Genomic DNA, 25187 nt, shown 5'->3' with positions numbered 1-25187 from the left:
CTGATGTGCACAGAGTCCCCGCAGACGGAGGTGACGGCGGACGACGCCGGACAGCGGGAGACCGGCGGGTCAGTGCGCGTGCAGGGCGTCGAGCACCTCGGCGTCGGTCATCTGCCCGAAGTCCTCGTACCACTGGCCGACGGCGGTGAAGGAAGCCGGCCGGTGCACGCAGACCACGTCGTCGGCCTCGTCGCGCAGCAGGTCCAGCGAGGCGGGGGGGCCGACGGGCACGGCCAGGACGAGGCGGGCGGGCGCCCGGCGGCGTACGTGTCGCAGGGCGGCGCGTGCGGTGGAGCCGGTGGCCAGCCCGTCGTCGACGACGATCACGGTGCGTCCGGTGAGGTCGGGCGGCGGGCGGCCCTGCCGGTAGCGCCGCTCGCGGCGGTGCAGTTCGGCGCGTTCACGCGCCACCACCGGGGCGAGCGCCGCCTCGCTCAGGCCGAGCCGCCGCACGGTCTCCTCGTCGAGGAGCGGCGGGTCGTCCCCGGCGATCGCGCCGACGCCGAACTCCTCGTGGAAGGGGGCGCCGATCTTGCGTACGACGAGTACGTCGAGGGGGGCGTCCAGCGCCCGCGCGACCTCCTCGGCCACCGCGACGCCACCGCGGGGCAGGGCCAGGACGAAGGGGTCCGGCAGGGTGCCCTGCTCCTGCTCGACGCGCAGCCGTGCGGCCAGTTCCCGTCCGGCCTGTCTGCGGTCCTGGAAGCGCATCTGTCTTCCTCTCGCGGGGCTGGGTCTTCTCCTTCCATGGTGGCTGCAAATCGCCGTATACGGGACATACGAGGTGTACCGGCGATGGAGCCGGCGGTTCCCTACGATCGTGCCGTGGTCACCTTCCTCCTCGAACGCACGGCACCGCTTCCCGCCGACGAGGCGTGGCGCCGGCTCACTCGGTGGTCGCGGCACGGCGACGCCGTCCCCCTGACCCGGATCAGCGTGGTCACGGACCCGCCGACCCGTGAGGGCACGCTGGTCGTGGCGCGTTCCGGGGTCGGACCGCTCGCCTTCGACGACCCCATGGAGGTCACCGTCTGGCGCCCGCCGCGGGACGGCGAGCCCGGACTGTGCCGCCTGGTCAAGCGGGGCCGCGTGGTGCTGGGCTGGGCCGAACTGGAGGTGCACCCGGGCCCCGGCGGCCGTACGCGCGTCCTGTGGCGGGAGGAACTGCGGGTACGCGGACTGCCCGCCGCCTTCGACCGGCCCCTGGCCGCGGCGTCCCGCGCGGTGTTCGGACGGGCGGTGAACGCGCTGCTGCGCAGGCCGTGACGGGGCTCCCCCCATCAGTGCGGGGCTAGGCCACCTCGCCGATCCGCCGGGTCGGTGCCGGGTTCGTGTCGTGGTGGATCGGTGTGTGCGCGCCGGTCAGCGGCACGCCGGTGCCGCCGCGCCGGTGCGCGACGATCTCCGCGGCGATGGACAGAGCGGTCTCCTCCGGCGTACGGGCGCCGAGGTCGAGCCCGATCGGTGAGTGCAGACGGGCCAGTTCCAGTTCGGTGACACCGACCTCGCGCAGGCGCTCGTTGCGGTCGAGGTGGGTCCGGCGGGAGCCCATCGCGCCGACGTACGCCACGGGCAGACGCAGCGCCAGCTTCAGCAGCGGTACGTCGAACTTCGCGTCGTGAGTCAGCACGCACAGGACGGTACGGCGGTCGACGTGCGTGCGCTCCAGGTACTGGTGGGGCCACTCCACGACGATCTCGTCCGCCTCGGGGAAACGGGCCCGGGTGGCGAAGACGGGACGGGCGTCGCACACGGTCACGTGGTGGTTCAGGAACTTGCCGACGCGGACCAGCGCGGACGCGAAGTCGATCGCGCCGAAGACGATCATCCGGGGCGGCGGGACCGACGACTCGACCAGTACCGTCAGCGGGGCCCCGCAGCGGGAGCCCTGTGCGCCGATCTCCAGGGTGCCGGTACGGCCCGCGTCCAGGAGGGCCGTCGTCTCGGCGGCCACCGTGCGGTCCAGCTCGGGCCGCCCGCCGAAACCGCCCTCGCGGGAGCCGTCGGCCCGCACCAGCAGCGCCCTGCCGAGGAGTGCGGCCGGGCCCGCGACGATCCGCGCCACCGCCACCGCCTCCCCGCGCGCGGCGGCGGCGAGCGCGGCCGCGGCCACCGTACGGACGGGGTCCCCCGCCCGCACCGGCGTGACCAGGATGTCGATGACTCCGCCGCAGGTCAGGCCGACGGCGAAGGCGTCCTCGTCGCTGTACCCGAAGCGCTCCCGCACGGGCTCGCCGTCCTCCAGGGCCTGCCGGCACAGGTCGTACACGGCGCCCTCCACACAGCCGCCGGAGACCGAGCCGATCGCCGTGCCGTCGGAGTCCACCGCGAGGGCGGCGCCGGGCCGGCGCGGGGCGCTCCCGCCGACCGCCACCACGGTGGCGACGGCGAAGTCACGGCCCTGTGCGACCCACCGGTGCAGTTCCTCGGCGATGTCCAGCATCTGTCGGTTCTCCTCGATCGCGGCGGCTCTCCATCAGGTTGGAGGGTGAAACGGCCCGGGAAGATGCCTCAGCACACTCACCTGCTCGACTCTCGTCGGATCATGTACCCGTGAGGTGTTCCGGACGGACCGGCGTCCGGTTCAGCTCCAGCCCCGTCGCGTCGCGGATCGCCGCGAGGACGGCCGGGGTCGACGACAGGGTGGGGGCCTCGCCGACGCCGCGCAGCCCGTACGGAGCGTGGTGGTCGGCGAGTTCGAGGACGTCGACCGGGATGGCCGGCGTGTCCAGGATGGTCGGGATCAGATAGTCCGTGAAGGAGGGGTTCCTGACCTTCGCCGTCCTCGGATCGACGATGATCTCCTCCATCACCGCCACGCCCAGACCCTGGGTGGTGCCGCCCTGGATCTGGCCGGTGACCGACAGCGGGTTGAGCGCCTTGCCGACGTCCTGGGCGCAGGCCAGCTCGACGACCTTCACCAGGCCGAGCTCGGTGTCGACCTCGACGACGGCCCGGTGCGCGGCGAAGGAGTACTGGACGTGGCCGTTGCCCTGGCCGGTGCGCAGGTCGAAGGGCTCGGTCGGGCGGTGCCGCCACTCGGCCTCGACCTCGACGACCTCGCCGTCGAGCACGTCCGCCAGGTCGGCGAGGACCTCGCCCGCGTCGGTGACGACCTTGCCGCCCTCCAGGAGCAGCTCGGCGGTGGCCCAGGCGGGGTGGTACGTACCGAACCTGCGGCGGCCGAGGTCCAGGATCCTCTCGCGCACCAGCGCGCAGGAGTTCCTGACGGCGCCGCCGGTGACGTAGGTCTGGCGTGACGCGGAGGTGGAACCGGCGCTGCCCACCCGGGTGTCCGCCGGGTGGATGGTGACCTGGGCGACTCCCAGCTCGGTCCGGGCGATCTGCGCGTGCACGGTGACGCCGCCCTGGCCGACCTCCGCCATCGCCGTGTGCACGGTGGCGACGGGTTCGCCCGCGACGACCTCCATACGGACCCGGGCGGTGGAGTAGTCGTCGAAGCCCTCGGAGAAGCCGACGTTCTTGATGCCGACCGCGTAGCCCACACCTCGTACGACGCCTTCGCCGTGCGTGGTGTTGGACAGACCGCCGGGAAGCTGCCGTACGTCCGCGCCCTCGCTGCTCTCCCACTGGCGCTCCGGCGGCATGGGCATCGCCTTGACCCGGCGCAGGAGTTCGGCGACGGGAGCGGGCGAGTCCACCGGCTGGCCCGTCGGCATGAGCGTGCCCTGCTCCATGGCGTTCAGCCGGCGCAGCTCCACCGGGTCCATGCCGAGCCGCTTCGCCAGCTTGTCCATCTGCGCCTCGTACGCGAAACACGCCTGGACGGCGCCGAAGCCGCGCATGGCCCCGCAGGGTGGGTTGTTGGTGTAGAGGGCGAGGGCCTCGACGGCGACGTCGTCGACCCGGTACGGGCCGACGCCGAGGGAGGCGGCGTTGCCCACGACGGCCGGGGATGAGGACGCGTACGCGCCGCCGTCGAGGACGATCCGGGCTCTGACGTGCGTCAGCCTGCCGTCCTTGGTGGCGCCGTGCTCGTAGTACAGCTTCGCGGGATGGCGGTGGACGTGCCCGAAGAAGGACTCGAAGCGGTTGTAGACGATCTTGACGGGTTTGCCGGTGCGCAGGGCCAGCAGGCAGGCGTGGATCTGCATCGACAGGTCCTCGCGGCCGCCGAAGGCGCCGCCGACGCCCGCCAGGGTCATCCGGACCTTGTCCTCGGGCAGACCGAGGACGGGTGCGATCTGGCGGAGGTCCGCGTGCAGCCACTGGGTGGCGATGTAGAGGTGGACGCCGCCGTCCTCCTCGGGTACGGCCAGCCCGGACTCCGGGCCGAGGAAGGCCTGGTCCTGCATGCCGAAGTGGTACTCGCCCGTCACGATCACATCGGCCCGCTTCGCGGCCTCGTCGGCGTCGCCGCGGACGATCGGCTGGCGGTGCACGATGTTGGGGTGCGGGACGTGGCCGATGTGGTGGTCGGTGCGGTTGTCGTGGACGAGGACCGCGTCCGGTGCGGTGGCGGAGGCCTCGTCGGTGATCACCGGCAGCTCGCGGTACTCGACCCTGATCTTCGCGGCGGCGCGGCGGGCGGTCTCCGGGTGGTCGGCGGCGACGATCGCGACCGGCTCGCCGTGGTGGCGGACCTTGCCGTGCGCGAGGACCGGGGTGTCCTGGATCTCCAGGCCGTAGTTCCGTACGCCGGTCGGCAGGTCGTCGTAGGTCATGACGGCGTACACGCCCGGCGTGGCCAGGGCCTCGGCCGTGTCGATGGAGACGATCTCGGCGTGGGCGACGGTGGAGCGCAGGATCTGGCCCCAGAGCATGTCCTCGTGCCACATGTCGGACGAGTAAGCGAACTCGCCGGTGACCTTGAGGGTGCCGTCGGGGCGGAGCGTGGACTCCCCGACGCCGCCCTCGGTCCGCGCGTCCTGGGTGATCTCGGTGGGAGCGCCGTTGGGCATCGGGGTCAGACCGCCTCTCCCTGCCGGGCGGCCGCCAGGCGGACCGCGTCCATGATCTTCTCGTAGCCGGTGCAGCGGCACAGGTTCCCCGAGAGGGCCTCGCGGATGTCCTCGTCGGTCGGGTCCGGGTTGCGCTCCAGCATCTCGTCGGCGGCGACCAGCAGGCCCGGGGTGCAGAAGCCGCACTGGACGGCGCCGGCGTCGATGAAGGCCTGCTGGATCGGGGCGAGCCGGGGGCCCTCGCCGGTCCGGGAGTCGGTGCACCCGCCGGTCCGGGAGTCGGTGCCCGCCGCCCGCGTCGTACCGCACGACCGCTGCTCGGCGTGGTCCGCCAGCCCCTCGACCGTCACGACCTCACGGCCCTCCACCTGCCCCGCCGCGACCAGACAGGAGCACACCAGTACGCCGTCCAGCCGGACCGTGCAGGAACCGCACTCGCCCTGCTCGCAGGCGTTCTTCGAACCGGGGAGGCCGAGGCGCTCCCTGAGCACGTACAGCAGGGACTCGCCCTCCCAGACGTCGTCGGCCCGGTGCGGACGTCCGTTGACGGTGAATTCGACGCGCATCAGGCGGCTCCCTCCGTGCCACGGCGGGCGCCGCGGTACGACTCCCAGGTCCAGGTCAGCGTGCGCCGGGCCATGACGCCGACCGCGTGGCGGCGGTAGCTCGCGGTGCCCCGGACGTCGTCGATCGGGTTGCAGGCGGCGGAGCACAGGTCCGCGAACCGCTTGGCGACCGAGGGCGTGATGATCCTGCCGTTGTCCCAGAAGCCGCCCTCCTCGAGCGCAGCGTTCAGGAACTCCTCGGCGGTCTTCGCCCGTACGGGGGTCGGGGCGGCGGAGCCGATGCCGGTGCGCACGGTGCGCGTCGCGGGGTGCAGTGCGAGGCCGAAGGCGCAGACCGCGATGACCATGGCGTTGCGGGTGCCGACCTTCGAGTACTGCTGCGGGCCGTCGGCCTTCTTGATGTGCACCGCCCGGATCAGTTCGTCGGGCGCCAGCGCGTTGCGCTTCACACCGGTGTAGAACTCGTCGATCGGGATCAGCCGGGAGCCGCGCACCGACTCGGCCTCGACCTGCGCGCCCGCCGCGAGCAGCGCGGGGTGGGCGTCACCGGCCGGGGAGGCGGTGCCCAGGTTGCCGCCGACGCCGCCGCGGTTGCGGATCTGCGGGGAGGCGACCGTGTGCGAGGCGAGGGCCAGGCCCGGCAGTTCGGCCCGCAGGTCCTCCATGATCCGGGTGTAGGGGACCGAGGCGCCCAGCCGCACGCTGTCCTCGCCGACCTCCCATTCGTAGAGGTCGGTGACGCGGTTCAGGTCGAGGAGGTACTCGGGTCTGCGGTGGTCGAAGTTGATCTCGACCATCACGTCGGTGCCGCCCGCGATGGGCACGGCGGTGGGGTGCTCGGCCTTCGCGGCGAGCGCCTCCTCCCAGCCGGCGGGGCGAAGGAAGTCCATGACCGGCTCTCTTCCTCGTCTCGGTCGTACGGTTCGAGCCAGATCGGGTGCGGTGGGCCCGGCTCGCACTTGAGCTGTTCACGCTGGACGGGGCCAGTACACCGCGCTGTGCTCCGACGGGGTCAGTCACGGAAACCATGAAGGAGTTCGCTGGCCAGAGCGATCGTCTTGTAGATTCGTATGAACCGAGGTCATCGGCAACCTCTGCGTCTTCCCGTGGAAACATCACCGGGCCCGGACCCCACGAGACCCACCAGACCCTCCAGAATCCATCGTAGTTTTCGAGACACAGAACGGCGGACGAGAATGCGGCTGCGCGCACTGCTGGACACCGACGCGCTGGGCCTGCGGCTGCTCGGCGGCGAGGACGAGCTGGACCGCGCCGTCCGCGGCGTGATGACCACCGACCTGCGGGACCCCAGCCGCTACCTCTCCGGCGGTGAGCTGGTGCTGACGGGTCTGGCCTGGCGCCGGGACGCCGCGGACTCCGAGCCTTTCGTACGGATCCTGGTGCAGGCCGGCGTGGCCGCCCTCGCCGCCGGTGAGGCCGAGCTCGGGGACGTCCCGGACGACCTGGTCGTGGCCTGCGCCCGGCACCGGCTGCCGCTGTTCGCGGTGCACGAGTCGGTTGCGTTCGCGACGATCACCGAGCACGTCGTACGGCAGGTCTCCGGTGAGCGCGCCGGGGACCTCGCGGCCGTGGTGGACCGGCACCGCCGGATGATGACGTCCGGCCCGGCCGGCGGCGGCCCGGACGTCGTCCTGGACCTGCTCGGCTCGGACCTGGACCTGCGCGCCTGGGTGCTGTCGCCGACCGGCCGCCTCATCGCGGGCCCCAAGACCCCCGGCCCGGCGCTGCCCGCCGATATGTGCGCCCGGCTCGCCGCCGAGCACCTCGCCGCCCAGCGCACCGGCCGCCGCGGGCCGCACCGGACCGCGCTGGGCCATACGACGTACTCCCTCTTCCCGATCCGCAGCGGCGGCCGCTCCCCGCAGGCCGCTCGGGACGTACGCGAGACGGTGCTGTCGGACTGGCTGCTGGCCGTCGAGGCCGACGCCGGTGACTGGCCCGGGGAGCGCCTGGACCTGCTGCAGGGCGTCACGCAGCTGATCGCGGTGGAGCGGGACCGGCGGGACGCGGCGCGCACGGTCCGGCGGCGGCTCGCGCAGGAGGTCCTGGAGCTGGTGCAGACGGGTGCGCCGCCCGCCGAGATCGCGGCCCGGCTGCGGGTCGCGGCGCCGGTGCTGCTGCCGGGCCTCGGCGCGGCCCCGCACTGGCAGGTGGTGGTGGCCCGCGTCGAGTGGGACGGCGGGGAGGTCGACGGCGGACAGGTGGCCCAGTCGCTGCTGGAGGAGGTCCTGGTGGATCCCCGGACGACCGGGCCCGAGCCCTCCGACCGGATCGCCGTCGCGCACTCCGGTGACGAGGCGGTCGCGCTGGTGCCGCTTCCGGCGGTGTCCGTCGAGCACGACGGCTCGGAGGCCGGGGTCCTCGCCGAGGCGCTCCTGGAGTCCGTGCGGCAGCCGCTGTCGGCGGGGCTCGACGACGACGGGCGGGTCACACTCGGCGTCAGCGCGGCCGTGCACTCGGCGGAGGGGCTGCGTGGGGCGCTGGAGGAGGCCCGGCACGCCCGGCGGGTGGCGGCGGCCCGCCCGGGCCGGGTGTGCGCGGCGGGCCACCAGGAGCTGGCCTCGCACGTATTGCTGCTCCCCTTCGTCCCGGACGACGTACGCCGGGCGTTCACCGCACGGCTCCTGGACCCCCTCCGGGACTACGACCGCCGGCACCGGGCCGAGCTGATACCGACCCTGGAGGCGTTCCTCGACTGCGACGGCTCCTGGACCCGCTGCGCCACCCGGCTGCACCTGCACGTCAACACGCTGCGCTACCGCGTGGGCCGGATCGAGCAGTTGACGGGGCGTGACCTGTCCCGGCTGGAGGACAAGCTCGACTTCTTCCTGGCGCTGCGGATGAGCTGAGCGCGGCAAGTGATCCGGGAGCAGATCACTCCCGTCACTTTGTGAAAACTTTCACCCAGCCCCTTGGCCCGGCCGTCGATCGGTGCTGGAATGCGGCCACCACTCAGAAGCTCGATGGCGTGCTCGAGGAGGGCAACGTGGCGCACTCCGCCATGTCTGGGAACGGAACGACCGCCGGTGACGATCCTCTCCAGACCGCGGTATGGCGGTTGCGCTCGCGGGCCTGCTGGGCCGACGCGGCGGCCCTGCTCCGGCCGGACACCGCCGCCGCCGCGCTGCAGCGCGCCGGGCTGCTCGTGGAACGGTGCCTGTACACCGAGCGGGGGTGGCAGGAGGCGGAGGACGCGCTGCGCACCGCCGAGGCGCTGGCCCGGGACGACGAGGCGCGGGGGGCCGCCGCCTGCGAGCGCGGGCAGCTCGCCTACGCGGCCACCCTGCACGGGGTGCGCGACCGGGCCGACGAGGCGCGGGCCGCGCTCGGCCGGGCCGCCGCGCTGATCCCGCCGGACGCTGCCGGCCGGGCCCTGCTGGACTTCCGGCGCGGGCTGATCGCCGAGAACCTGGCCCGTTCACCGCAGGCGGCCCGCGCCGCCTACCGCCGGGCCCACGTCGGCGCCGCCGCGCACTCCGATCCGCTGCTGCTGTCCTTCACCTGGCGGCATCTGGCGGGACTCGCCCTGCGGGACGGCGAGTTGGCGGAGGCCCGGCACGGTTTCGCCGAGTCCCTCCGCATCCGCGAGGAGCTCGGCTACCTGGTGGGCACGGCCCCCGCGCTGGCCTCCCTGGCGGACACGGAGACCGAGCCGGAGGCGTCCCGCCTGCGCGAGGAGGCCCGCCGTCTGTTCCGCCTGCTCGGCGGCGTGCCCACGTGGCTGGCCCGGCAGCTGGCGCCGCCGACGCCGGGGGTGGCCACCGCCTGAGGGGAAACTCAGAGCCGCCTGAGAGGTTGCTGTGCCAGGCTGGCGCGCCCGAGCCCCGGAGGGAACGCCCCGATGAACCTCATCAACGGACTGCCCGCGCACGTCCTCCTCGTCCATGTCGTGGTCGTACTGGTGCCGTTGACCGCGCTGGCCCTGGTGGCCAGTGCGCTGTGGCCGCCGGCCGCCCGCAGACTGGGCGTGCTGCTGCCGCTGCTCGCGCTCGTGTCGCTGGTCAGCGTTCCGCTGACCACGCACGCCGGTGAATGGCTCGAGGCGCATGTCGAGAGCAACGCGCTGGTGCGGCGGCACACCGAACTGGGCGACGGGCTGCTGCCCTGGGCCCTCGGACTGTTCGTGCTGGCGGCGGTGGTGTGGTGGGCGGGCCGGCGGGCCGGTGCGGCGTCGGCCGGTGCCGTGGAGGGCGACGGCGCGGGGATTGCCACCCGGTGGGCGGCCTCGCCGGTGCGGGTCGTCGTGGCGGTGCTGTCGCTGGCCGTTGCCGCGGGCGCCGTGGTCGACGTCTACCGCATCGGCGACTCCGGCGCGAAGGCCGCGTGGCACGACAGCTTCTCCAAGACCGCGAGCCACTCGGGGGACGGGGACTGACGGGGGGCTGACGGGGTTTTTCGCCCCCTCCGCCCCTACCCTTTCCCGTCCCAGGGGCTCCGCCCCTTCAGCCCCGCCAGGGGGCTGTGCCCCCTGGGACCCCCGCGGGGCTCCGTCCCCGCACCCCGCCAGGCCTTCGGCCCCGGACCCCGCCAAGCCTTCGGCCGCGGACCCCGCCGGGGCTTCGCCCCCGGGCCCCACCAGGGGTTCGCACCGGGGCTCATCGGCCTGGACGGCCTCGCTGTCGAAACTCCCCGGGGGACCCCGAGAGGGGCTGGGTGGGGCAGGCCAGTGTTCGGCCCTGCCTGACGAAGTGGGCGTGCCCTCAGACCGCGCCCGCGAAGTGTTCCCCCACCAGGGCCCGCACGGTCGCCAGGTCCTCGGCGATCAGCGCGTCCAGCAAGGCCGTGTGCTCGGCCGCGTCCGCGACGAGGTCGGCGCGGCCATGCCGTACGGGGCCGCCGACGAGGGGCCACTGCGCCCGTCGGTGCAGATCCTCCGCGATCTGCACGAGCTGCTCGTTCCCGGACAGGCCCAGCACCGCCCGGTGGAAGGCCCGGTCGGACTCGGCGTACGTCGCCGGGCACCCCGAGGTCGCCGCACGGGCCGTCTCCTCGGCCAGCGGTCTGAGCTCGGCCCAGCGTTCCGCGGGCACCGTGCGGGCGAGCCGCATCATCACCGGCACCTCGATCAGCGCCCGGACCTCGGCCAGTTCGGCCAGCTCCCGCGCGCCGCGCACCGCCACCCGGAAACCCCGGTTGGGCACGACCTCCACCGCGCCCTCCAGGGTCAGCTGCTGCATGGCCTCCCGTACGGGCGTCGCGGAGACCCCGAACCGCTCCCCGAGCGCTGGCGCGGAGTACACCTCGCCGGGCTTCAGGTCTCCCGCCACCAGCGCGTGACGCAGGGCGTCGAGGATCTGGCCGCGCACCGAGGACCGCTGCACCGCCGAGCGGGGCCGCGGGACGGGCGGCTCGCCGTGCGTGTGCTCGCCGCGTGCCACCGGGGGACGTGGGTTCTCCCATTGCCGGTCCACGTCCTGCGCCCGGGTCTGCCGCGGCACGCGGGCCCCGTCCCGGAGGCCCGGCACGCCCGTGTCGCCGGAGCCCTGCACGCCCTGCTTCACGGGGTCCTCCTCCGGCTTGTCGGCACTTGGGGTCATTACGACGAGTTGTTACTCGTCCGTCAAGCACCTTAGGCGCACGGGGCGACAGTTCAAACTTCCCCACCTGTCAGTAAGGTTAGGCTTGCCTGGCTTCAAATGCCGTTCGCCCGCCCGTCCCCCGAATCGGTGGTGCCCCGTGCCCGTCCCGGCCTCGCCCTTCTCCGCCGCCTACGCCCGCCTCGCCGAGGTGTACCCGGGCCTGACCGTCACGGAGCTGGGCCCCGAGGAGCCCGCCCCGCGCGGCGGCGACTGGATCCGGACCGCCTCGCTCACGGACGACGGGGCGGACCTCGCGGCCTTCCTGGCCTGGGACGAGGCGCAGGTGCTGCGGGACTACGGACAGCGGGCCCGGCCCGACGTCGTGGCGAGCTTCGGGCTGCACCGCTACGCCTGGCCCGCCTGCCTGCTGATCACCGTGCCGTGGTTCCTGAACCGGCGGGTGCCCCGGCTGCCCGTGACCCACGTCTCGTACGACCGCACCGCCGGCCGCATGGCCGTCCGCCCCGCCTCCTTCGCCTGTCTCCCGGGCGATCCGGCGGCGGCGTCGCCCGGCGCGGTCGTGGTGCCGGACGAGGAGGCGCTGCGGGCCGAGGTGCGGGCGGCGGCGGCCGAGCACCTGGAGCCCGTGCTCGCCGGGTTCGGACCGCGGATGCGGCGGCGCGGGCGAGCACTGTGGGGCATGGCGACCGACGAGCTGGTCGAGGGGCTGTGGTACGTCGCCCACCTGCTCGGCGAGGAGGAGCGGGCCGTGCGGGAGCTGGAACTGCTGCTGCCGGGCGCCACCCGGCCGTACGTCGGCTCCGCCGCCTTCCGCACCCTCGCCGGCCCGGACGGCGACCCCCTGCCCACTCGGGACCGGGCGAGCTGCTGCATGTTCTACACCCTGCGCCCCGAGGACACGTGCGCCACCTGCCCGCGCACCTGCGACACCGACCGCATCGCCAAACTGACCTCAGCCGCCGCCGCTTGAGGCACCCTCAGGGTGGGACCGGTTTTCCGGTCCACTAGGATCACCGCGGTCGGAGCACCCACAGGGATCCGCCGCACGTCCCGCAGACGGGCAGGTGATTCACACATTCCTCACCCGTCACGGGAACTTTCCGCGGAACCATCCGCACGGGTACTCTTATTCGAACGCAACTCCCGCCCCTCAAGCGGCAGTTCGAGCAGAACGCTGCCCTGCGCATCCCCTTGCACCTCCTTGGCGGCCTCTTGCCCCGAAACCCCCTGAGGGCCGGTGGGGTTGGGCCACTATGGCGGGCGTTACGCCCTATCCCAATGCAAGGGACCCCAGATGAGACTGACCGACATATCGCTGAACTGGCTGCTACCCGGCGCCGTGCTGCTCCTGGGCATGCTGGCGGCGGTGGCGGTGCTCGCGCGCGGCAAGCGCTCCTCCGGGGAGAACGCGAGCGCGGACGACTCGTGGGAGCGCAGCGAAGAGCGCCGCAGGCGCAAGGAAGCCATATACGGCACGGCCTCCTACGTCCTTCTGTTCTGCTGTGCGGCGGTCGCCGCCGCCCTCTCCTTCCACGGCCTGGTCGGCTTCGGCCAGCAGAACCTCGGTCTGACCGGCGGCTGGGAGTACCTGGTCCCGTTCGGCCTGGACGGGGCGGCGATGTTCTGCTCCGTGCTCGCGGTGCGCGAGGCCAGCCACGGTGACGCGGCACTCGGCTCCCGCATCCTCGTATGGACGTTCGCCGGCGCCGCCGCCTGGTTCAACTGGGTGCACGCCCCGAGGGGCGTCGGCCACGCGGGCGCCCCGCAGTTCTTCTCCGGTATGTCGCTGTCGGCGGCGGTGCTCTTCGACCGCGCCCTGAAGCAGACCCGCCGGGCCGCGCTGCGCGAGCAGGGCCTGGTGCCGCGTCCGCTGCCGCAGATCCGTGTCGTCCGCTGGATGCGGGCACCCCGGGAGACCTACAAGGCCTGGTCGCTGATGCTCCTGGAGGGCGTACGCAGCCTGGACGAGGCGGTCGAGGAGGTGCGCGAGGACAAGCGCCAGAAGGAGGAGACGCGCCGTCGTCGCCGCGACCAGCAGCGGGTCGAGCGCGCCCAGCTCAAGGCGATCAGCCGCGGCCACCGGGGCTTCGCCGGCCGCGGGGGCGGCCGCCAGGTGGAGGCCCAGGCCACGCTGGAGCGCGTCTCCGACCAGGTCACCGCGGAGCCTGCCATATCCACGCCCGAGCCGCTGCCCGTTCGCTCACGGCCCTCCCTTCAACCGGCCCGCACAGGGGCTGACCCAGTGACGGTCGACCTGACCGCGGAGGACGACACCATGGCCCTGCCGCGCCTCGACTCCCTGGAGCGCAAGCTCAAGGACCTCGAGCAGCAGTTCGGCTAGCCATCAGGAGCCGGACCACCGGGGCGGGGGCGTGACCTTCAAGGTCACGCCCCCGCCCCGTTCATGACCCGGTGCCGTTCACGCGGCCTCCGCGTCGAGTTCGAACCACACCGCCTTTCCCACCCCGTGGGCCCGTACGCCCCACGCGTCCGCGAGGGACTGCACCAGGAGCAGGCCCCGGCCATGCGTGCCGTCGTCGGCGTCCGGCATGCACAGGCGGGGCCTGCGGGCGACGAAGTCCCGTACCTCCACGCGTAATCCGTGTTGTCCGACCACGGCCGTCAGTAAGGCCTCGTGGTCGGTGTGCACGAGCGCGTTGGTGACGAGTTCGCTGGTGAGCAGTTCGGCTATCTCGGAGCGCCCCGGCTTTCCCCAGTGCGTGAGGAGTTCGCGCAGCGCCCTGCGGGCCTCGGGTACCGCCCGCAGGTCCGCCCGTCCCAGTCTCCGCCTCAGTTGGGGCGGTCGCGTCCGTTCCGTCTCGTCGGCATCTTCCCCCGCCTGCCTCGTGGAGGAGACCCCGATGGTCACGGGTCCGCCTCCTCGTGCCTGCCTCTTCATGTCCCCCGCCCGCACGCCGTCGCCGTTGCCCCTCCTGGTCGAACACGTTCACGGGGATCCATGCCCCATGAGCCGATGGGCAGTCATGTCGTGTCCCTGATGACCAGCGGTTCGGCCACGGGTCCACCGCGGCTGAGGCGCGGCTCGAGCGCCGGGGCAAGCGCGTTCCGGGCGAACCTGCCCCTCCAGTACGTCACGGGCGTCCCGGCACGCCGGAGTCGGGCACCCGCTTCCCGTCCCGGCGACCGCGGTCGGCCCCGTGAATCTGGCCGGAATCCACCGGTCGCCGGGCGCCTGGCCGGGCACGGCGGCCGTCACGGAACCGGGGTCATGCCTCCCACACCGCGGCCACCGTGCGGTCGTCGGCGTAGCCCTTCACCCGTACCTGGGTGTCCGCGAGGAACTCCGCGAGGCCGGGCGCGGCGCGGCCGGACCAGCGTCGTGCCAGATAGGCACAGAGGGCGGCCTCGCCGCGCAGCGGGTCGGCGAGGCCCTCGGTGCACATCAGCAGCGCGTCACCCGGCCGGGCGACGGAGGCGCGGAAGCGGAACGGTTCGCGAGGCGGCTGCGGGGCCGGTTCGAAGGGGCTCGGCGGTGTCGGTATGCCGAGGTCCATGGTGAGCCGGTCGCCCTCCGGCGTCTCGGCCGGCGGCGAGCCGAAGCCGACGACGGGCTCGCCGGCCGTGGCGGCGGCGGTGACCTGCGGCTCCATGTCCTGCCACTGGCCGCCGCGCAACCGGAACAGTCCGCCCGCGCCGACGCCGAAGAACACGCGCGTACGGCAGTCGGGATGGGCGGGCAGCAGCAGGCACCGCAGGGTGGCCCCGTACTCCTCCGGGTCGACGCCCTGTTCCGTGGCGCTGGCGCGGAGTCTGCCGAGGCTGCGGTCGGTGAGCCGGTGCAGGCCTGACTTGAGGTCGCCGCGTCGGCCGGCCCGGATGTCCTCCACCAGCCTTGCGTGACTGCGTCCGACGGCCCGCCCGATCCACTGACATGCCTCGGCCGCCGCCCGGTGCGCACCCGGCGTGGCGCGGGCTCCGGTCGCCATCGCCACCAGGACCAGAGCCTGTTCCCCGCTGCCGAACCGCGCGGTCAGCAGCGAGTCACGGCGCGGCTCACCCCTGAACCGCGCGGAGTCCCCGCGCACGGACGCGGCCCGCAGTGTGCAGGCCCCGTAGCGCGCCCCGTCCAGCACGGTGTCCGCGACCAGTTCGGCCAGCTCCTCCGGGTCGGCGGCGGGCAGCGCGGTGGGTTCGGGGTCGTAGGTCGGCGGCCCGGAGCCGACGTAGTCGACGCCGACGGGGGGCGGCGGCTGGGCGGGGAGGTCGAGGTGGGTGGCGGGGTGAGGGTCCGCGGGGGCGTCCACGGTGCCCTCCGGGGCGGAGGGGGTCACGGCGAGCTCGGCCGGCTCGGCGGGCTGCGGTGGTGCCGAGGGCGGCGGCGGTTCGGCGGGGGCGCGGGACGCGGTCGCCGCCGGGGGCTCCTCGTGCGGCGCCTCCGTGAACCCGGGAGGCTTTGGACCGGGCGGGAGGGTGGTGGGGGCGGGAGGTGTGGCGGGGAGCGGGTTCCACGGGGGGCGCTGCGGCGGGACCGCGTTCCCGCGGGGCGCCTCCGGTGGTGCGGTTGCCGCCGTGGGCCGGTCACCGGAGTTCTCGTCGGGCCCGCCGGGGCCTCCGTCCGTGCCCTCCTCCCGCACACCGGTTCCACCCGGCGGGTCGCCGACCGCTCCCGCCGCCGAGGCGAAGCGGTCGTCCAGGGAATCGGCCTCGGCCGTGGGGCCCGTGTCCGGGGCCGACTCGTCGTACAACTGCCGCCACCAATCGTCTTCATGACGGGTCGGCCTGCCCCCCTGCTGCTTCATGCCCCCAATTGTCCACCGCCCGGGCCGGATGAAAACGGGGCATCCGGAAAATCCGGCGCGGCTTCCGGCCTTGCGTGACGCGCCGAGTGAACCGTCGAACGGCCGTACGTGGGAGGCGAGTTGATGAAGGGAGGTGCGGTGGTGCCGAGTGGGTCACCTCATCCGAGGACCAGGCCCGCCAGGTCGACCGTGTGGGCCAGCGCCCGTGCGCCCGCGTCGTCGAAGTGCAGGTGGTCCCCGGAGTCGTAGGCGGGCAGGATCCGCTGCGGCCGGCGCGGATCGCGGACGGCCGCGTCGAAGTCGGCCACGGCGTCGAAGGTGCCGCCCGTCCGGATGAAGGCGTTGACCTGCTCCCGTACCGCCTCCCTCGCCGTGGTGAAGGCCGGATGACCGCCGTACGGAGTGAGGGTGGCCCCGACGACCCGGATCCCGCGGGCGTGCGCGCGGGCCACGATCGTCCGGTAGGCCTCCTCGAAGGCCCGGACGTCGCCGGCCTGGGGGGTGCCCCTGATGATGTCGTTGATGCCCTCCAGCAGGATCAGCGTCCGCACCCCGGCCCGCGTGAGGGCATCGGCGTCGAGCCGGGCCAGGGCACTCGGCCCTGTGCCGTCGAGCAGCAGACGGTTGCCGGCGATCCCGGCGTTGAGCACTCCCGGGCGGCGGGGCGGGGGCAGCGTGCGCAGGCGCTCGGCGAGCAGGTCGGGCCAGCGGTGGTTGGTGTCGGGGGTGGTACCGGTGCCGTCGGTGAGGGAGTCTCCGAACGCGACGACACTGCCGGCGACCGGGCCGCGGACGTCGACGCCGGTGACGTAGTACCAGTGTCCGGTGGTGACCGTGTACGCGCTGCCGTCCTCGTCGGCGGCCACGCCGTCGCGGCCGCTGCCGTTGTCGCCATCGCCGCCGCCGTCGGGGGCGATGTAGCCGTCGCCGTCGCCGTCGGGGGCGATGTAGCCGGTTTGAAGGGCGGTGCGGTGGTAGGTGGCGGGGCCCGCGGCGGTGGGGCGGACGGTGACGAGCAGATCGGCGGCGGCCGGTACCGCCAGCCGCACCGGGTCGGTGACCAGGTCCCGGCCCGGCGGGACGGTGACGGCCCGGGAGCCGTGGAAGGTGGCGGTGCGCATCGAGCCGGGTACGGCGTCCGGGCCCCCCGCCCGCCGCAGGGCGACCGTGACCGCGCCGAGGGTCAGGGGCGCGGTGCCGAGCCGGTTGCTCACACGGATCCGCAGAACCCGCCCGCCGACACTGAGGTGCACCACGTTGCGGATGGCGGCACCGGGAAGCGCGGCCCCGGTGCCGGTGGGCGCGGCCTCCCAGCTGCCGGTCCAGGCGCGCCGGACGGCGAAGTCCCGGGGAGGGGCGGAACCGGCCCCGGTCGCCGCGGTCGCCGTCCCCATCAGCGTGACGACCGCCGCCGCGAGGACCCGCCCGCCCTTGACCATGCCCGCGCCCGCCCTTCCCACCGATCCGCCGGAGGCGACCGTGCCACACGCCGGACACGCACTGACGGAGCATCACCGGGGGCCCACCCGCACGGCCGAGCGCGGGGCGGACCGACGGTCCTAGGTCGCAGAGCCGATGCGCCGGGCGGGTCGGCGTGTTTGGCTGGCGGCATGACCGAATTCAGCGCGGCCGAGCGCGCCTATCTCCGATCGCAGCGGCTGGGGCGGCTGGCCACCGTCGACCCGCACGGTCAGCCGCAGGCGAATCCCGTGGGTTTCTTCCCGCAGGACGACGGCACGATCCTGGTCGGCGGTTTCGCGATGGGCCGCAGCAAGAAGTGGCGCAACCTGCAGCGGAATCCCAAAGTCGCCCTCGTCGTCGACGACATCGTCAGCCTTGAACCCTGGCGGGTCCGCGGCGTCGACATCCGCGGCGAAGCCGAACTCCTCACCGGTCCCCACGACTTGGGCCCGCACTTCAGCGAGGAGGTGATCCGCATCCATCCGCTGCGGGTCCACAGCTGGGGGCTGGAGGACCAGGTGCCCTAGAAGCCCCGCTCCCCCGCCGCCGCCAGGTGCTGGACGGCGTACGACCGCCAGGGCCGCCAGTGGTCCGGGAGGTCGGTGCCGGGCGGGGACACGTCGGGGTCGCCCAGGGCGCGGACGCGGACGGCGGCGACGACCGCCGGATCCATGCCGGGCAGGGCGAGCAGCGCCGCCTCGGTGTGGTCCCGGTCGGCGCCCGGGTCGAGCCGTAGCCGGCCATCGGCGAGCGCGGCGGCCAGCGCCCCCAGGGTGCCGTGCGGCTCGGCCTCGGCGAGCACGTCGGGCTCCGGGAAGAGATGGGTGAGGCTGCCGCAGGGGGCGTCCAGCGCCTTTCCGTACCGCAGCACGAGGCGTTCGGCCTCCGCCCGCCCGACCAGCGCCCGCACCGCGAGCTCGGCCGGGTCGGCGGTGCCGGGCGAGCGCAGGCCCGGCCGGGCGGCCACCAGCGGGGCGAGCCTCGGGTCGGCGCCGAGCCGCTCGTCGACGGCGTACGGGTCGGCGTCCAGGTCGAACAGCCGCCGCAGCCGCTGCACGGCGGTCGTCAGGTCCCGCAGGTCCGTGAGGTGCAGCCGGGCGTCGAGCCAGCCGCCGGGATGGCCGGCCGGCCGTGTGCCCGGCCCGCCCGTGCGCTCCTCCACGGCGACGACACCGGTGCCGTACGGCAGCCGCAGCGTGCGCCGGTAGGTACGGCCGCCGGGCGGGCCGCCCACCTCTTCGACACCCGGTACGGCCTCCCGCTGGAGCAGGTCGAAGACGGCACCGGACCGGTACGGGCCCCGGTACGCCAGCCGCAGCGGGATCCCCGCGCCCGGTGTGGCCGCCCGGCGGCCCCGGGCCGGCCCCCTCGGCGCGGCGGCCCGCAGCTCGCTCGGCGTGGCGGCGTACACCGCGCGGATCGTGTCGTTGAACTGCCGCACGCTGGCGAAACCGGCCGCGAACGCGATCTCGGTGACCGGCAGCCCGGTGGTCTGCAACAGCACGCGCGCGGTGTGCGCCCGCTGGGCGCGGGCCAGCGCGACCGGGCCGGCGCCCAGCTCGGCGGTGAGCTGCCGCTGCACCTGCCGGGCGCTGTACCCCAGTCGTGCGGCGAGCCCCGCGACGCCCTCCCGGTCGACGACACCGTCGCCGATCAGCCGCATCGCGCGGCCCACCACGTCGGCGCGCACGTTCCACTCGGCGGACCCGGGCACGGCATCCGGCCGGCACCGCCGGCAGGCCCGGAACCCGGCTCCCTGCGCGGCGGCGGCCGTCGCGAAGAACCGCACGTTGTGCCGCTTCGGGGTCACCGCCGGGCAACTGGGCCGGCAGTAGATCCCGGTGGTCTCGACGGCGAAGAAGAACTCCCCGTCGAACCGGGCGTCCCGGCTGCGGACGGCTTCGTACCTGGTGTCGTCGTCCGTCATGTCCTTCAGTGTGGGCGAGAGCAGGGCCCGTGGCTGGCGGAAATCGGACATGTGCCTGATCCCGCCGCCTGTCAACCACCACCCCGGCCGGCATCATCCAGCCCGTCCGGCGCCAGAGGACGAGGCCGTTCAGGCCGAAGCGGGGCCTGGGGGCGGCAGCCCCCAGCGACGGCAAGGGAAAACCGCGCCTCCTACCGCCACCCCCTCCGCTTGGCCTCCATCGCGGCCTTACCGGCGGCACCCTTCCGTTTCCAGTCCCGCCGAAGCTCCGCACGGACCCGCGCATCGGTCTTGGCGACGATCCACTGGTTCTCCCGGACGAGCTTGCGGTAGCTCTCCAGCCGCCGTACCGGCAGTTCCCCGGAGTCGACGGCGGCCAGCACCGCGCATCCCGGTTCACTCTCGTGCGCGCAGTCGTGGAACCGGCATTCCCCCGCCAGTTCCTGGATCTCGGTGAACACCTGTCCGACGCCCGTCTCGGCGTCGAACAGTCCCACCCCGCGCAGCCCGGGCGTGTCGATCAGCACGCCCCCGCCGGGCAGCGCGAGCAGGTTGCGCGTGGTCGTGGTGTGGCGTCCCTTGCCGTCCACGTCCCGGGCGGCCCGGACGTCCATCACGTCCTCGCCGAGCAGCGCGTTGGCGAGCGTGGACTTGCCGGCCCCCGACTGCCCGAGCAGCACGGACGTACCGCCGGCGACCAGCGCGACGAGCATGTCCAGCCCTTCTCCGTGCAGCGCGCTGACGGTCAGCACCGGCACGCCGGGCGCCGCCGTCTCCACGTCCTGCACGAGGTACGACAGCGCCACGGGGTCCGGCACCAGGTCGGCCTTGGTCAGCACGACCACCGGTTGCGCCCCGGACTCCCAGGCGAGGGCGAGGAACCGCTCGATCCGGCCGAGGTCGACCTCGAGGGCGAGCGAGACGGCGACGACGGCGTGGTCGACGTTGGCGGCGAGGATCTGCCCCTCGGACCGCTTGGAGGAGGTGGACCGCACGAAGGCGGTGCGGCGCGGCAGATACGTCCGTACGTAGCGCGGGTTGCCGCCGGGGTCGACGGCGACCCAGTCACCGGTGCACACGACCCGCATCGGGTCGTGCGGGGTGACGAAGGCGGTGTCGGCCCGCACGACCCCGTCGGCGGTGATCACGTCGCACTGGCCCCGGTCGACCCGGACCACACGGCCGGGCAGCAGGCCTTCGGACGCGTGGGGGGCGAACTCGTCCGCCCAGGCCTCGTCCCAGCCGTAGGGTACGAGGGAGGCGACAGCTGAGCTGGAAATCAAGGGTGACCCTTCACAAGGGCGGCCCCGGCTTCCGCGCACGCGCGCGGAGAAGAAGGTGTCGGATCAGCCGGTGGCCACGGAGGTGGACTTGACGAACTTCCGGATGCGGGCAGCGCCCATCACAGAGACAGCCATCGGTCACACCTCCACGACCATGCCGAACCACCGCGACAACTCGACCAGCTGCCGCGCGAACACTGACGACCCTAGAGGTGAACGGGCAGGCCTCGCCAACGAATTACTCCCCCTGCTCTGCAGTGCCGGCTAGCCGATCCTCACCGGGGGAGCTCCGCAGCCGGCACCCGGGGCCCACCGACAGCACCGCCTCCGCCTTGCGGAATCGCTCGGCCGTGACCGACCGTTCTGCTGGACTACCACCTTGACCGGGGCCCGTCCGCAGGCGCGTAGGGCCGTTCGTCCAGCCGCCACCACGTTGCCGGGAAGAGCCATCCATGACCACGAAGCACCCGACGATCCGGGCACTCCGGGGAATCGACGCGTCGCCCTGGGCCGATCTGAAGCACAACCACGGGACCGCAGAGGACGTCCCGGGACTGCTGCGCGACATCGCCGCCGGTGACAAGGACGGGAGAGAGGGCGAAGAGGCGGCATACGAGCTGCTCGACCGTCTCTTTCACCAGGGCGGCTGGATCTGCCCCGCCGCGACGGCCGCACTCCCGTACGTGTTGGCCCTGGCCGCGGTACCGACGGTGCAGCAACGACTGACCCTGCTCGAACTGATCGAGAGGCTGGCTGATACGGCGGCGACCGCAGAGCCCCGCTTCGTGGATCCGAACTGGTCGGACGCCTGGGCACAGTCCCGGCCCATCGTCGTGGCTCTGTCCGCCGACCCGGCCCCCGAGGTGCGCCGCGCGGCTGTCGCCATCCTGGCCGTGGCGCCCGAACCGGTCACGCCCACCCTGATGCTGCTGCGGGAGCGCTGGGAGCAGGACGACGATCGGACGACCCGGCTCGCGGCACTGGTCGCGCTGGGCCAGGTGGCGGCGAGCGCCTCGCCGGACGAGCTCGGCCGGGTGGCCTCTCTCCTCGACTCCCTGCTCACCACAGGGGAGCCGGCCGTGAGGCTGGCCGCACTCCACGCTCTCGGATCCGTGGACCCCGACGCGCCCGGCCGCCACCTCGACCTGCTCATCGACACGCTCACCGCACTACAGGCAACGACCGAGCTGCCCGCAGCCTGGGCGGGCGCGACCCTGACCGGCCTCACCCGTAAGAGCTACAACCTGGTGGCCGACAAACCTGAGGCAGCCGCCACCTTCGTCACCCGACTCGCAGCGCCGTCCAGGCCGGTGGAGCTTCGCGCCGCTGCGCTGGAACGCGCCGGTCTGCTGCTGGCGCAGCGGCACTCCCCGGCCACGGACCTGCTACCGGTGCTGGCGCAGAGCCTGGAGGCGGCGGAACCCGAGATCCGGGTTCAGGCCGCACACCTGCTCGCAGCCCTGGGCACCGTCTCGGCCCCCTACACCGAGCAGTTGGCCGCCCACCTGGCCGACCACGGGTCCCGGCCGTCACGGCGAGCCGCGGACACGGTCGCGGACAACGCCCTGTGGGCGCTGAGCCGATGGGGAGATCCGCGCTGTCTGCCCGGACTCGTCGACCGACTCTTCGCGCGCAGGGCGGTCTTCGCGACGCACGGGTCGCACTACTCGCCCGGCTTCCTCTACTTCCCCACGCTCCCGGGCATGCACGAGGTGCTGATGCCGCTGCGCGCTCACGCGGATGAGCTGCTGCCCGACCTCCGGGCGCTGCTGCGTCGAGTCCACGCGTCCGACGACCACGAGGCGGTACGCGCGTGCGCGCAGGTCCTCGCCGCCTGGGGGCCGGCGGCGCTTCCCGCCCTGCCGGAGCTGACTGGTCTGTTGGCCCACCCGCAGGTGCGGCGCTTCGCCGCCGAGGCGCTCGCGTCCATCGGCCCCGGGGCCGCCGAAGCTCTTCCGGAACTGCGTCGCGCGGAAGCGGGCATCGCGGCGGGGACGCGCGCGGAGGCAGCAGAACGACAACTGTTCGTGTGGGCACGGGCCAGGCTCGGCGACGACCCGCAGCCCGCCCTGGAGTTGCTCGGAGCGGCCCTCGAGGAGGACAGAGTGTTCCACGCCGCGATCCGGCACATGGGGGACCTCGGTCCGCGAGCCGTCGGCCAGGCCGACCGTCTGCACCGCCTCATGGAGAGGGCGCATGCCGAGAGCTGGGAGAAGGTCGAGGCGGCGATCGCGCTGTGGAAGGTCACGGGCGCGCCGGAACCCGGCCTCCAGTCGCTCGAACAGGCCGTCCTTCCTCTGGCCCAGGGCCGGTACCTGCCGGTGATGCGTCGAGCTGTGGAGGGACTGGCCGGCATCGGCCGGCTGGGTGCCGAGACGCGCTGCGCGCTCGAGGCCGCCCTGACCCTCGACCGTCGACTGACCTCGTCGGGAAGCTGGCGGAGTTTCGTCGAAGACGAGCAGATCCGCCAGGCCGTGCACCAACTGCTCCTCACCGTCGACTGATCGGCCCTGAGGGTACGCCTCCCGTCGGCTTCGACACGCTTTGCGACAGTCGGCTCACGGTGCTGTGCGGACGGTGCCGTACCGGGCACGGAATGGTTGCGGCATGGGCTTCGCACCACGCCGGCGCCGGGGCTGGGGCAGCATGACGGCCCATGAGCAGAGACCGTTACGTCGACTTCCTGCGCGCATGGGCGATCGTGCTGGTGGTGCTCGGCCACTGGCTGATCACCGCCCTGGTCCGTGAGCCCGGTGGGCAGATCACCGCGCCGGAGCTGCTGGCGGCCGTTCCCTGGACCCAGTGGCTGACCCTCGCCTTCCAGATCATGCCGCTGTTCTTCCTGGCCGGGGGCCATGCCGCGAGCGGTTCCTGGTCGCGTGCCCGGGCTGCGGAGGCCACAGCCTCCGGGTGGCTGGGGCGGCGAGCGCTGCGGCTGCTGCTTCCGGCGGGTGTCTACAGCGGCTTGGTGCTGCTCGCCGTCGGTATCTGTTCGGTGGCCGGTGTGGACGCGGACACGCTCCAGCTGGTGGGATGGGCGATGGCGATGCAGTTCTGGTTCCTGCCCGTGTATCTGCTGCTCAGCGCCCTGACACCGGCTCTGCATGCGGCGCACCGACGCTGGGGGCTTCTCGTTCCGTCGGCGGTGGGGGGTGTCGCCCTGGTGGTCGACACCCTGGTGGTGACGGTGCACGCGCCGTATGTCGGGCTGCTCAACTACGTACTCGTGTGGGGTGTCGCCTATCAGCTGGGCTTCTCCTGGCGTGACGGCCTGCTGACCGGGCGCCGGCTCGTGCCGCTCACCATGGCGGCGGGCGGCGGACTGGCCTTCGCCGCGCTCGTCGCCCTGGGGCCGTTCCCCGTCAGCCTGATCCTGGTGACCGGGCAGACCCCCAGCAACACCAACCCGCCGTCGGCGGCGATGCTGGCGTGGGTGGTGGCCCAGGTCGGCATCTGCCTCCTCGTGGCTCCTCCGGTGCGGCGGCTGCTGGACCACGAGCGGGTGTGGCGCCTGGTGCGCCCCACGGGCGCGGCCAGCATGACGCTGTACCTGTGGCACATGCTGCCCGTGCTGGCGGTCGCCGCCGCCTTCTACCTGACCGGCCTCGCCCCCGAGCCGACGCTCGGTTCCGCGGCGTGGTGGGGACTGCGGGCGCCGTGGCTGCTGGTACTCGGCGTCGTGCTGGCCTGTGTCGTGTCCGCGCTGACACCGTTGGAACGCGGGCTGGCGGTGCTGTACGAGCGGACCAGTCCGGATGCCGGCCTGCGCCGTGCCTGGCCGCTGTGGCTCGGCCTCGCCATGAACGTCACCGCTCTGGGCCGCTTCGCCGTGCGCGGCTTCGCGCCCGACGGCCGGTTCCCCGTGCTGCCGGCGACGGGCCTGGCGCTGGGCACGGCGCTGGTGATGCTCACTCGGTGGACGGCGGCACGCCGGCTCGGGCAGCCCGAGGCGGAGCAGACTCCGAGCCGTGTGTGAGAGCGTCCGGGTACGGTGCAACCGAATGATGAATTGCAAAATTTAGCAATTGCCTAGATGCTTTGCTGGCTGTGTCCGCAGCCAGCCGCGGCCACAGCCTTTCGCGCCTGCCCGAACGGGGCTCGCAGAAGAGGACGAGGGAGCGTGTCCGTGTCGCTGCACCAGGCCAAGGGGATCGAGCTGCCCCTCCACACCGCCGGTTTCCGCGTCACCGGACCGGAGACGTGATGTCCGTACAGCTGGCAGCCCTGCCCCACCGGCACGTGCTCACGCTGCCCGCCGAACCGGCCGCCGTACGCATCGCCCGCGAGACGGCCGAGCAGGCCTGGACCGAGTGGGGCGTCGGGCCGCGACACCCAGTGGTGGACCCGGCCCTGCTGATTCTCGCCGAGCTGATCACCAACAGCGTCCGGCACGCCGCCACCCTCTCCCCCACGGTGACCGTGATCTACGCGGCCGGCCCGGACTGCCTGGTGCTCGGCGTCCATGACCGCCACCCCTACCAGCCGCTGCTGTACGGGGCGGTCACTGGCACCGGGAAAGGCGGCCTGGCCGCCGTCATGGAACTCACCCTCGCCCGGGGCGGCACAGCGGTGGTCCGCGGCGACGCCGACGGCGGTGGCAAAGGAATCTGGATCACTCTCCCCCTCTGAACGGGACGGCCGAGGCCGCCCAGCGTCCGGCACACGCCGCGGAGGTGTGGATTCGGCGTGGTCGGTGCGGCAGGCGAG

Annotated in this window: 21 protein-coding genes; 10 read left to right on the top strand and 11 right to left on the bottom strand. The window is 73.5% G+C overall.

Annotated features, from left to right (window positions below; translation table 11 throughout):
* Window positions 1–69: 69 nt before the first annotated feature.
* Window positions 70–711 (bottom strand): phosphoribosyltransferase, encoded by a 642-nt coding sequence (locus tag ACFYZQ_RS15280; protein WP_389146812.1) that lies wholly within the window; start codon window positions 709–711, stop codon window positions 70–72.
* Window positions 712–825: 114 nt separating this feature from the next.
* Between ACFYZQ_RS15280 and ACFYZQ_RS15275 the strand changes: the two genes are divergently transcribed.
* Window positions 826–1266: an SRPBCC family protein gene (locus ACFYZQ_RS15275; protein ID WP_389146809.1), complete on the top strand. Its 441-nt coding sequence runs from the start codon at window positions 826–828 to the stop codon at window positions 1264–1266.
* 25 nt (window positions 1267–1291) lie between these two features.
* Here ACFYZQ_RS15275 and ACFYZQ_RS15270 read toward each other — a convergent pair whose 3' ends face one another.
* The 4 genes from ACFYZQ_RS15270 to ACFYZQ_RS15255 form a co-directional block, all read right to left on the bottom strand.
* Window positions 1292–2443, bottom strand: coding sequence for an XdhC family protein (locus tag ACFYZQ_RS15270; RefSeq protein ID WP_389146806.1), 1152 nt, complete (start codon window positions 2441–2443; stop codon window positions 1292–1294).
* 100 nt (window positions 2444–2543) lie between these two features.
* Window positions 2544–4922 (bottom strand): xanthine dehydrogenase family protein molybdopterin-binding subunit, encoded by a 2379-nt coding sequence (locus ACFYZQ_RS15265; RefSeq protein WP_389146804.1) that lies wholly within the window; start codon window positions 4920–4922, stop codon window positions 2544–2546.
* 5 nt (window positions 4923–4927) lie between these two features.
* Entirely contained in the window at window positions 4928–5488 is a 561-nt protein-coding gene (locus ACFYZQ_RS15260) for a (2Fe-2S)-binding protein (RefSeq protein ID WP_389146801.1), read from the bottom strand.
* Entirely contained in the window at window positions 5488–6378 is an 891-nt protein-coding gene (locus ACFYZQ_RS15255) for an FAD binding domain-containing protein (RefSeq protein WP_389146799.1), read from the bottom strand. The genes ACFYZQ_RS15260 and ACFYZQ_RS15255 overlap by 1 nt, the downstream gene beginning before the upstream one ends.
* Before the next feature lie 306 nt (window positions 6379–6684).
* On the opposite strand from ACFYZQ_RS15255, the gene ACFYZQ_RS15250 reads away from it, so the two are divergent.
* The 3 genes from ACFYZQ_RS15250 (at window position 6685) to ACFYZQ_RS15240 (ending at window position 9884) form a co-directional block, all read left to right on the top strand.
* Window positions 6685–8358: a PucR family transcriptional regulator gene (locus tag ACFYZQ_RS15250; RefSeq protein WP_389146796.1), complete on the top strand. Its 1674-nt coding sequence runs from the start codon at window positions 6685–6687 to the stop codon at window positions 8356–8358.
* A 152-nt stretch (window positions 8359–8510) separates the two neighbouring features.
* Window positions 8511–9278, top strand: a complete 768-nt coding sequence (locus ACFYZQ_RS15245) for a hypothetical protein (protein WP_389146794.1) — start codon at window positions 8511–8513, stop codon at window positions 9276–9278.
* A gap of 72 nt (window positions 9279–9350) precedes the next feature.
* The gene (locus tag ACFYZQ_RS15240) at window positions 9351–9884 is read left to right on the top strand and encodes a DUF2231 domain-containing protein (RefSeq protein ID WP_389146791.1); all 534 of its coding nucleotides are present in this window, start codon (window positions 9351–9353) and stop codon (window positions 9882–9884) included.
* 325 nt (window positions 9885–10209) lie between these two features.
* Here the strand turns inward: ACFYZQ_RS15240 and ACFYZQ_RS15235 are convergent, their stop codons facing one another.
* Window positions 10210–11010 (bottom strand): GntR family transcriptional regulator, encoded by an 801-nt coding sequence (locus ACFYZQ_RS15235; RefSeq protein WP_389147380.1) that lies wholly within the window; start codon window positions 11008–11010, stop codon window positions 10210–10212.
* A 175-nt stretch (window positions 11011–11185) separates the two neighbouring features.
* Between ACFYZQ_RS15235 and ACFYZQ_RS15230 the strand changes: the two genes are divergently transcribed.
* On the top strand, window positions 11186–12019 hold the full coding sequence (locus tag ACFYZQ_RS15230) for a (2Fe-2S)-binding protein (RefSeq protein WP_389146789.1): 834 nt from the start codon (window positions 11186–11188) through the stop codon (window positions 12017–12019).
* 324 nt (window positions 12020–12343) lie between these two features.
* The gene (locus tag ACFYZQ_RS15225) at window positions 12344–13390 is read left to right on the top strand and encodes a DUF2637 domain-containing protein (RefSeq protein WP_389146786.1); all 1047 of its coding nucleotides are present in this window, start codon (window positions 12344–12346) and stop codon (window positions 13388–13390) included.
* 78 nt (window positions 13391–13468) lie between these two features.
* On the opposite strand, the gene ACFYZQ_RS15220 is transcribed toward ACFYZQ_RS15225, so the two are convergent.
* The 3 genes from ACFYZQ_RS15220 to ACFYZQ_RS15210 form a co-directional block, all read right to left on the bottom strand.
* Window positions 13469–13918 carry an ATP-binding protein gene (locus tag ACFYZQ_RS15220; RefSeq protein WP_389146783.1) on the bottom strand — a complete coding sequence of 150 codons (450 nt, stop codon included), beginning with the start codon at window positions 13916–13918 and terminating at the stop codon, window positions 13469–13471.
* Between the two features lie 358 nt (window positions 13919–14276).
* Window positions 14277–15809, bottom strand: a complete 1533-nt coding sequence (locus ACFYZQ_RS15215; RefSeq protein WP_389146780.1) for a protein phosphatase 2C domain-containing protein — start codon at window positions 15807–15809, stop codon at window positions 14277–14279.
* Between the two features lie 158 nt (window positions 15810–15967).
* On the bottom strand, window positions 15968–17248 hold the full coding sequence (locus ACFYZQ_RS15210; RefSeq protein WP_389146777.1) for an SGNH/GDSL hydrolase family protein: 1281 nt from the start codon (window positions 17246–17248) through the stop codon (window positions 15968–15970).
* A gap of 171 nt (window positions 17249–17419) precedes the next feature.
* On the opposite strand from ACFYZQ_RS15210, the gene ACFYZQ_RS15205 reads away from it, so the two are divergent.
* On the top strand, window positions 17420–17797 hold the full coding sequence (locus tag ACFYZQ_RS15205; RefSeq protein WP_389146774.1) for a PPOX class F420-dependent oxidoreductase: 378 nt from the start codon (window positions 17420–17422) through the stop codon (window positions 17795–17797).
* Here the strand turns inward: ACFYZQ_RS15205 and ACFYZQ_RS15200 are convergent.
* Together ACFYZQ_RS15200 and rsgA are read right to left on the bottom strand one after the other, a co-directional pair.
* Window positions 17794–19197, bottom strand: coding sequence for a bifunctional transcriptional activator/DNA repair enzyme AdaA (locus ACFYZQ_RS15200; RefSeq protein WP_389146771.1), 1404 nt, complete (start codon window positions 19195–19197; stop codon window positions 17794–17796). The genes ACFYZQ_RS15205 and ACFYZQ_RS15200 overlap by 4 nt on opposite strands.
* Before the next feature lie 191 nt (window positions 19198–19388).
* Window positions 19389–20480 carry a ribosome small subunit-dependent GTPase A gene (rsgA, locus tag ACFYZQ_RS15195; protein WP_389146769.1) on the bottom strand — a complete coding sequence of 364 codons (1092 nt, stop codon included), beginning with the start codon at window positions 20478–20480 and terminating at the stop codon, window positions 19389–19391.
* A gap of 452 nt (window positions 20481–20932) precedes the next feature.
* Here rsgA and ACFYZQ_RS15190 point away from each other — a divergent pair, with 452 nt between their 5' ends.
* The 3 genes from ACFYZQ_RS15190 to ACFYZQ_RS15180 all read left to right on the top strand — a co-directional run bounded on the left by ACFYZQ_RS15190 (window position 20933) and on the right by ACFYZQ_RS15180 (window position 25109).
* Window positions 20933–22984, top strand: coding sequence for a HEAT repeat domain-containing protein (locus tag ACFYZQ_RS15190; RefSeq protein ID WP_389146767.1), 2052 nt, complete (start codon window positions 20933–20935; stop codon window positions 22982–22984).
* 152 nt (window positions 22985–23136) lie between these two features.
* A complete protein-coding gene (locus ACFYZQ_RS15185; protein WP_389146765.1) occupies window positions 23137–24456 on the top strand; it encodes an acyltransferase in 1320 nt (439 codons plus the stop codon).
* 227 nt (window positions 24457–24683) lie between these two features.
* The gene (locus ACFYZQ_RS15180) at window positions 24684–25109 is read left to right on the top strand and encodes an ATP-binding protein (protein WP_389146762.1); all 426 of its coding nucleotides are present in this window, start codon (window positions 24684–24686) and stop codon (window positions 25107–25109) included.
* Window positions 25110–25187: the final 78 nt, after the last annotated feature.

It is taken from the genome of Streptomyces sp. NPDC001843 (genome assembly GCF_042891955.1).
GTDB lineage: Bacteria > Actinomycetota > Actinomycetes > Streptomycetales > Streptomycetaceae > Streptomyces.
The sequence above is the reverse complement of the archived record's forward strand: the minus strand, read 5'-3'. Positions and strand labels throughout refer to the sequence as shown.

Coding starts and splice junctions, on each gene's coding strand:
- ACFYZQ_RS15280 (WP_389146812.1), bottom strand. CDS start 711: ATGCGCTTCCAGGACCGCAGACAGGCCGGACGGGAACTGGCCGCACGG.
- ACFYZQ_RS15270 (WP_389146806.1), bottom strand. CDS start 2,443: ATGCTGGACATCGCCGAGGAACTGCACCGGTGGGTCGCACAGGGCCGT.
- ACFYZQ_RS15265 (WP_389146804.1), bottom strand. CDS start 4,922: ATGCCCAACGGCGCTCCCACCGAGATCACCCAGGACGCGCGGACCGAG.
- ACFYZQ_RS15260 (WP_389146801.1), bottom strand. CDS start 5,488: ATGCGCGTCGAATTCACCGTCAACGGACGTCCGCACCGGGCCGACGAC.
- ACFYZQ_RS15255 (WP_389146799.1), bottom strand. CDS start 6,378: ATGGACTTCCTTCGCCCCGCCGGCTGGGAGGAGGCGCTCGCCGCGAAG.
- ACFYZQ_RS15250 (WP_389146796.1), top strand. CDS start 6,685: ATGCGGCTGCGCGCACTGCTGGACACCGACGCGCTGGGCCTGCGGCTG.
- ACFYZQ_RS15245 (WP_389146794.1), top strand. CDS start 8,511: ATGTCTGGGAACGGAACGACCGCCGGTGACGATCCTCTCCAGACCGCG.
- ACFYZQ_RS15240 (WP_389146791.1), top strand. CDS start 9,351: ATGAACCTCATCAACGGACTGCCCGCGCACGTCCTCCTCGTCCATGTC.
- ACFYZQ_RS15225 (WP_389146786.1), top strand. CDS start 12,344: ATGAGACTGACCGACATATCGCTGAACTGGCTGCTACCCGGCGCCGTG.
- ACFYZQ_RS15215 (WP_389146780.1), bottom strand. CDS start 15,809: ATGAAGCAGCAGGGGGGCAGGCCGACCCGTCATGAAGACGATTGGTGG.
- ACFYZQ_RS15210 (WP_389146777.1), bottom strand. CDS start 17,248: ATGGTCAAGGGCGGGCGGGTCCTCGCGGCGGCGGTCGTCACGCTGATG.
- ACFYZQ_RS15205 (WP_389146774.1), top strand. CDS start 17,420: ATGACCGAATTCAGCGCGGCCGAGCGCGCCTATCTCCGATCGCAGCGG.
- ACFYZQ_RS15200 (WP_389146771.1), bottom strand. CDS start 19,197: ATGACGGACGACGACACCAGGTACGAAGCCGTCCGCAGCCGGGACGCC.
- ACFYZQ_RS15190 (WP_389146767.1), top strand. CDS start 20,933: ATGACCACGAAGCACCCGACGATCCGGGCACTCCGGGGAATCGACGCG.
- ACFYZQ_RS15185 (WP_389146765.1), top strand. CDS start 23,137: ATGAGCAGAGACCGTTACGTCGACTTCCTGCGCGCATGGGCGATCGTG.
- ACFYZQ_RS15180 (WP_389146762.1), top strand. CDS start 24,684: ATGTCCGTACAGCTGGCAGCCCTGCCCCACCGGCACGTGCTCACGCTG.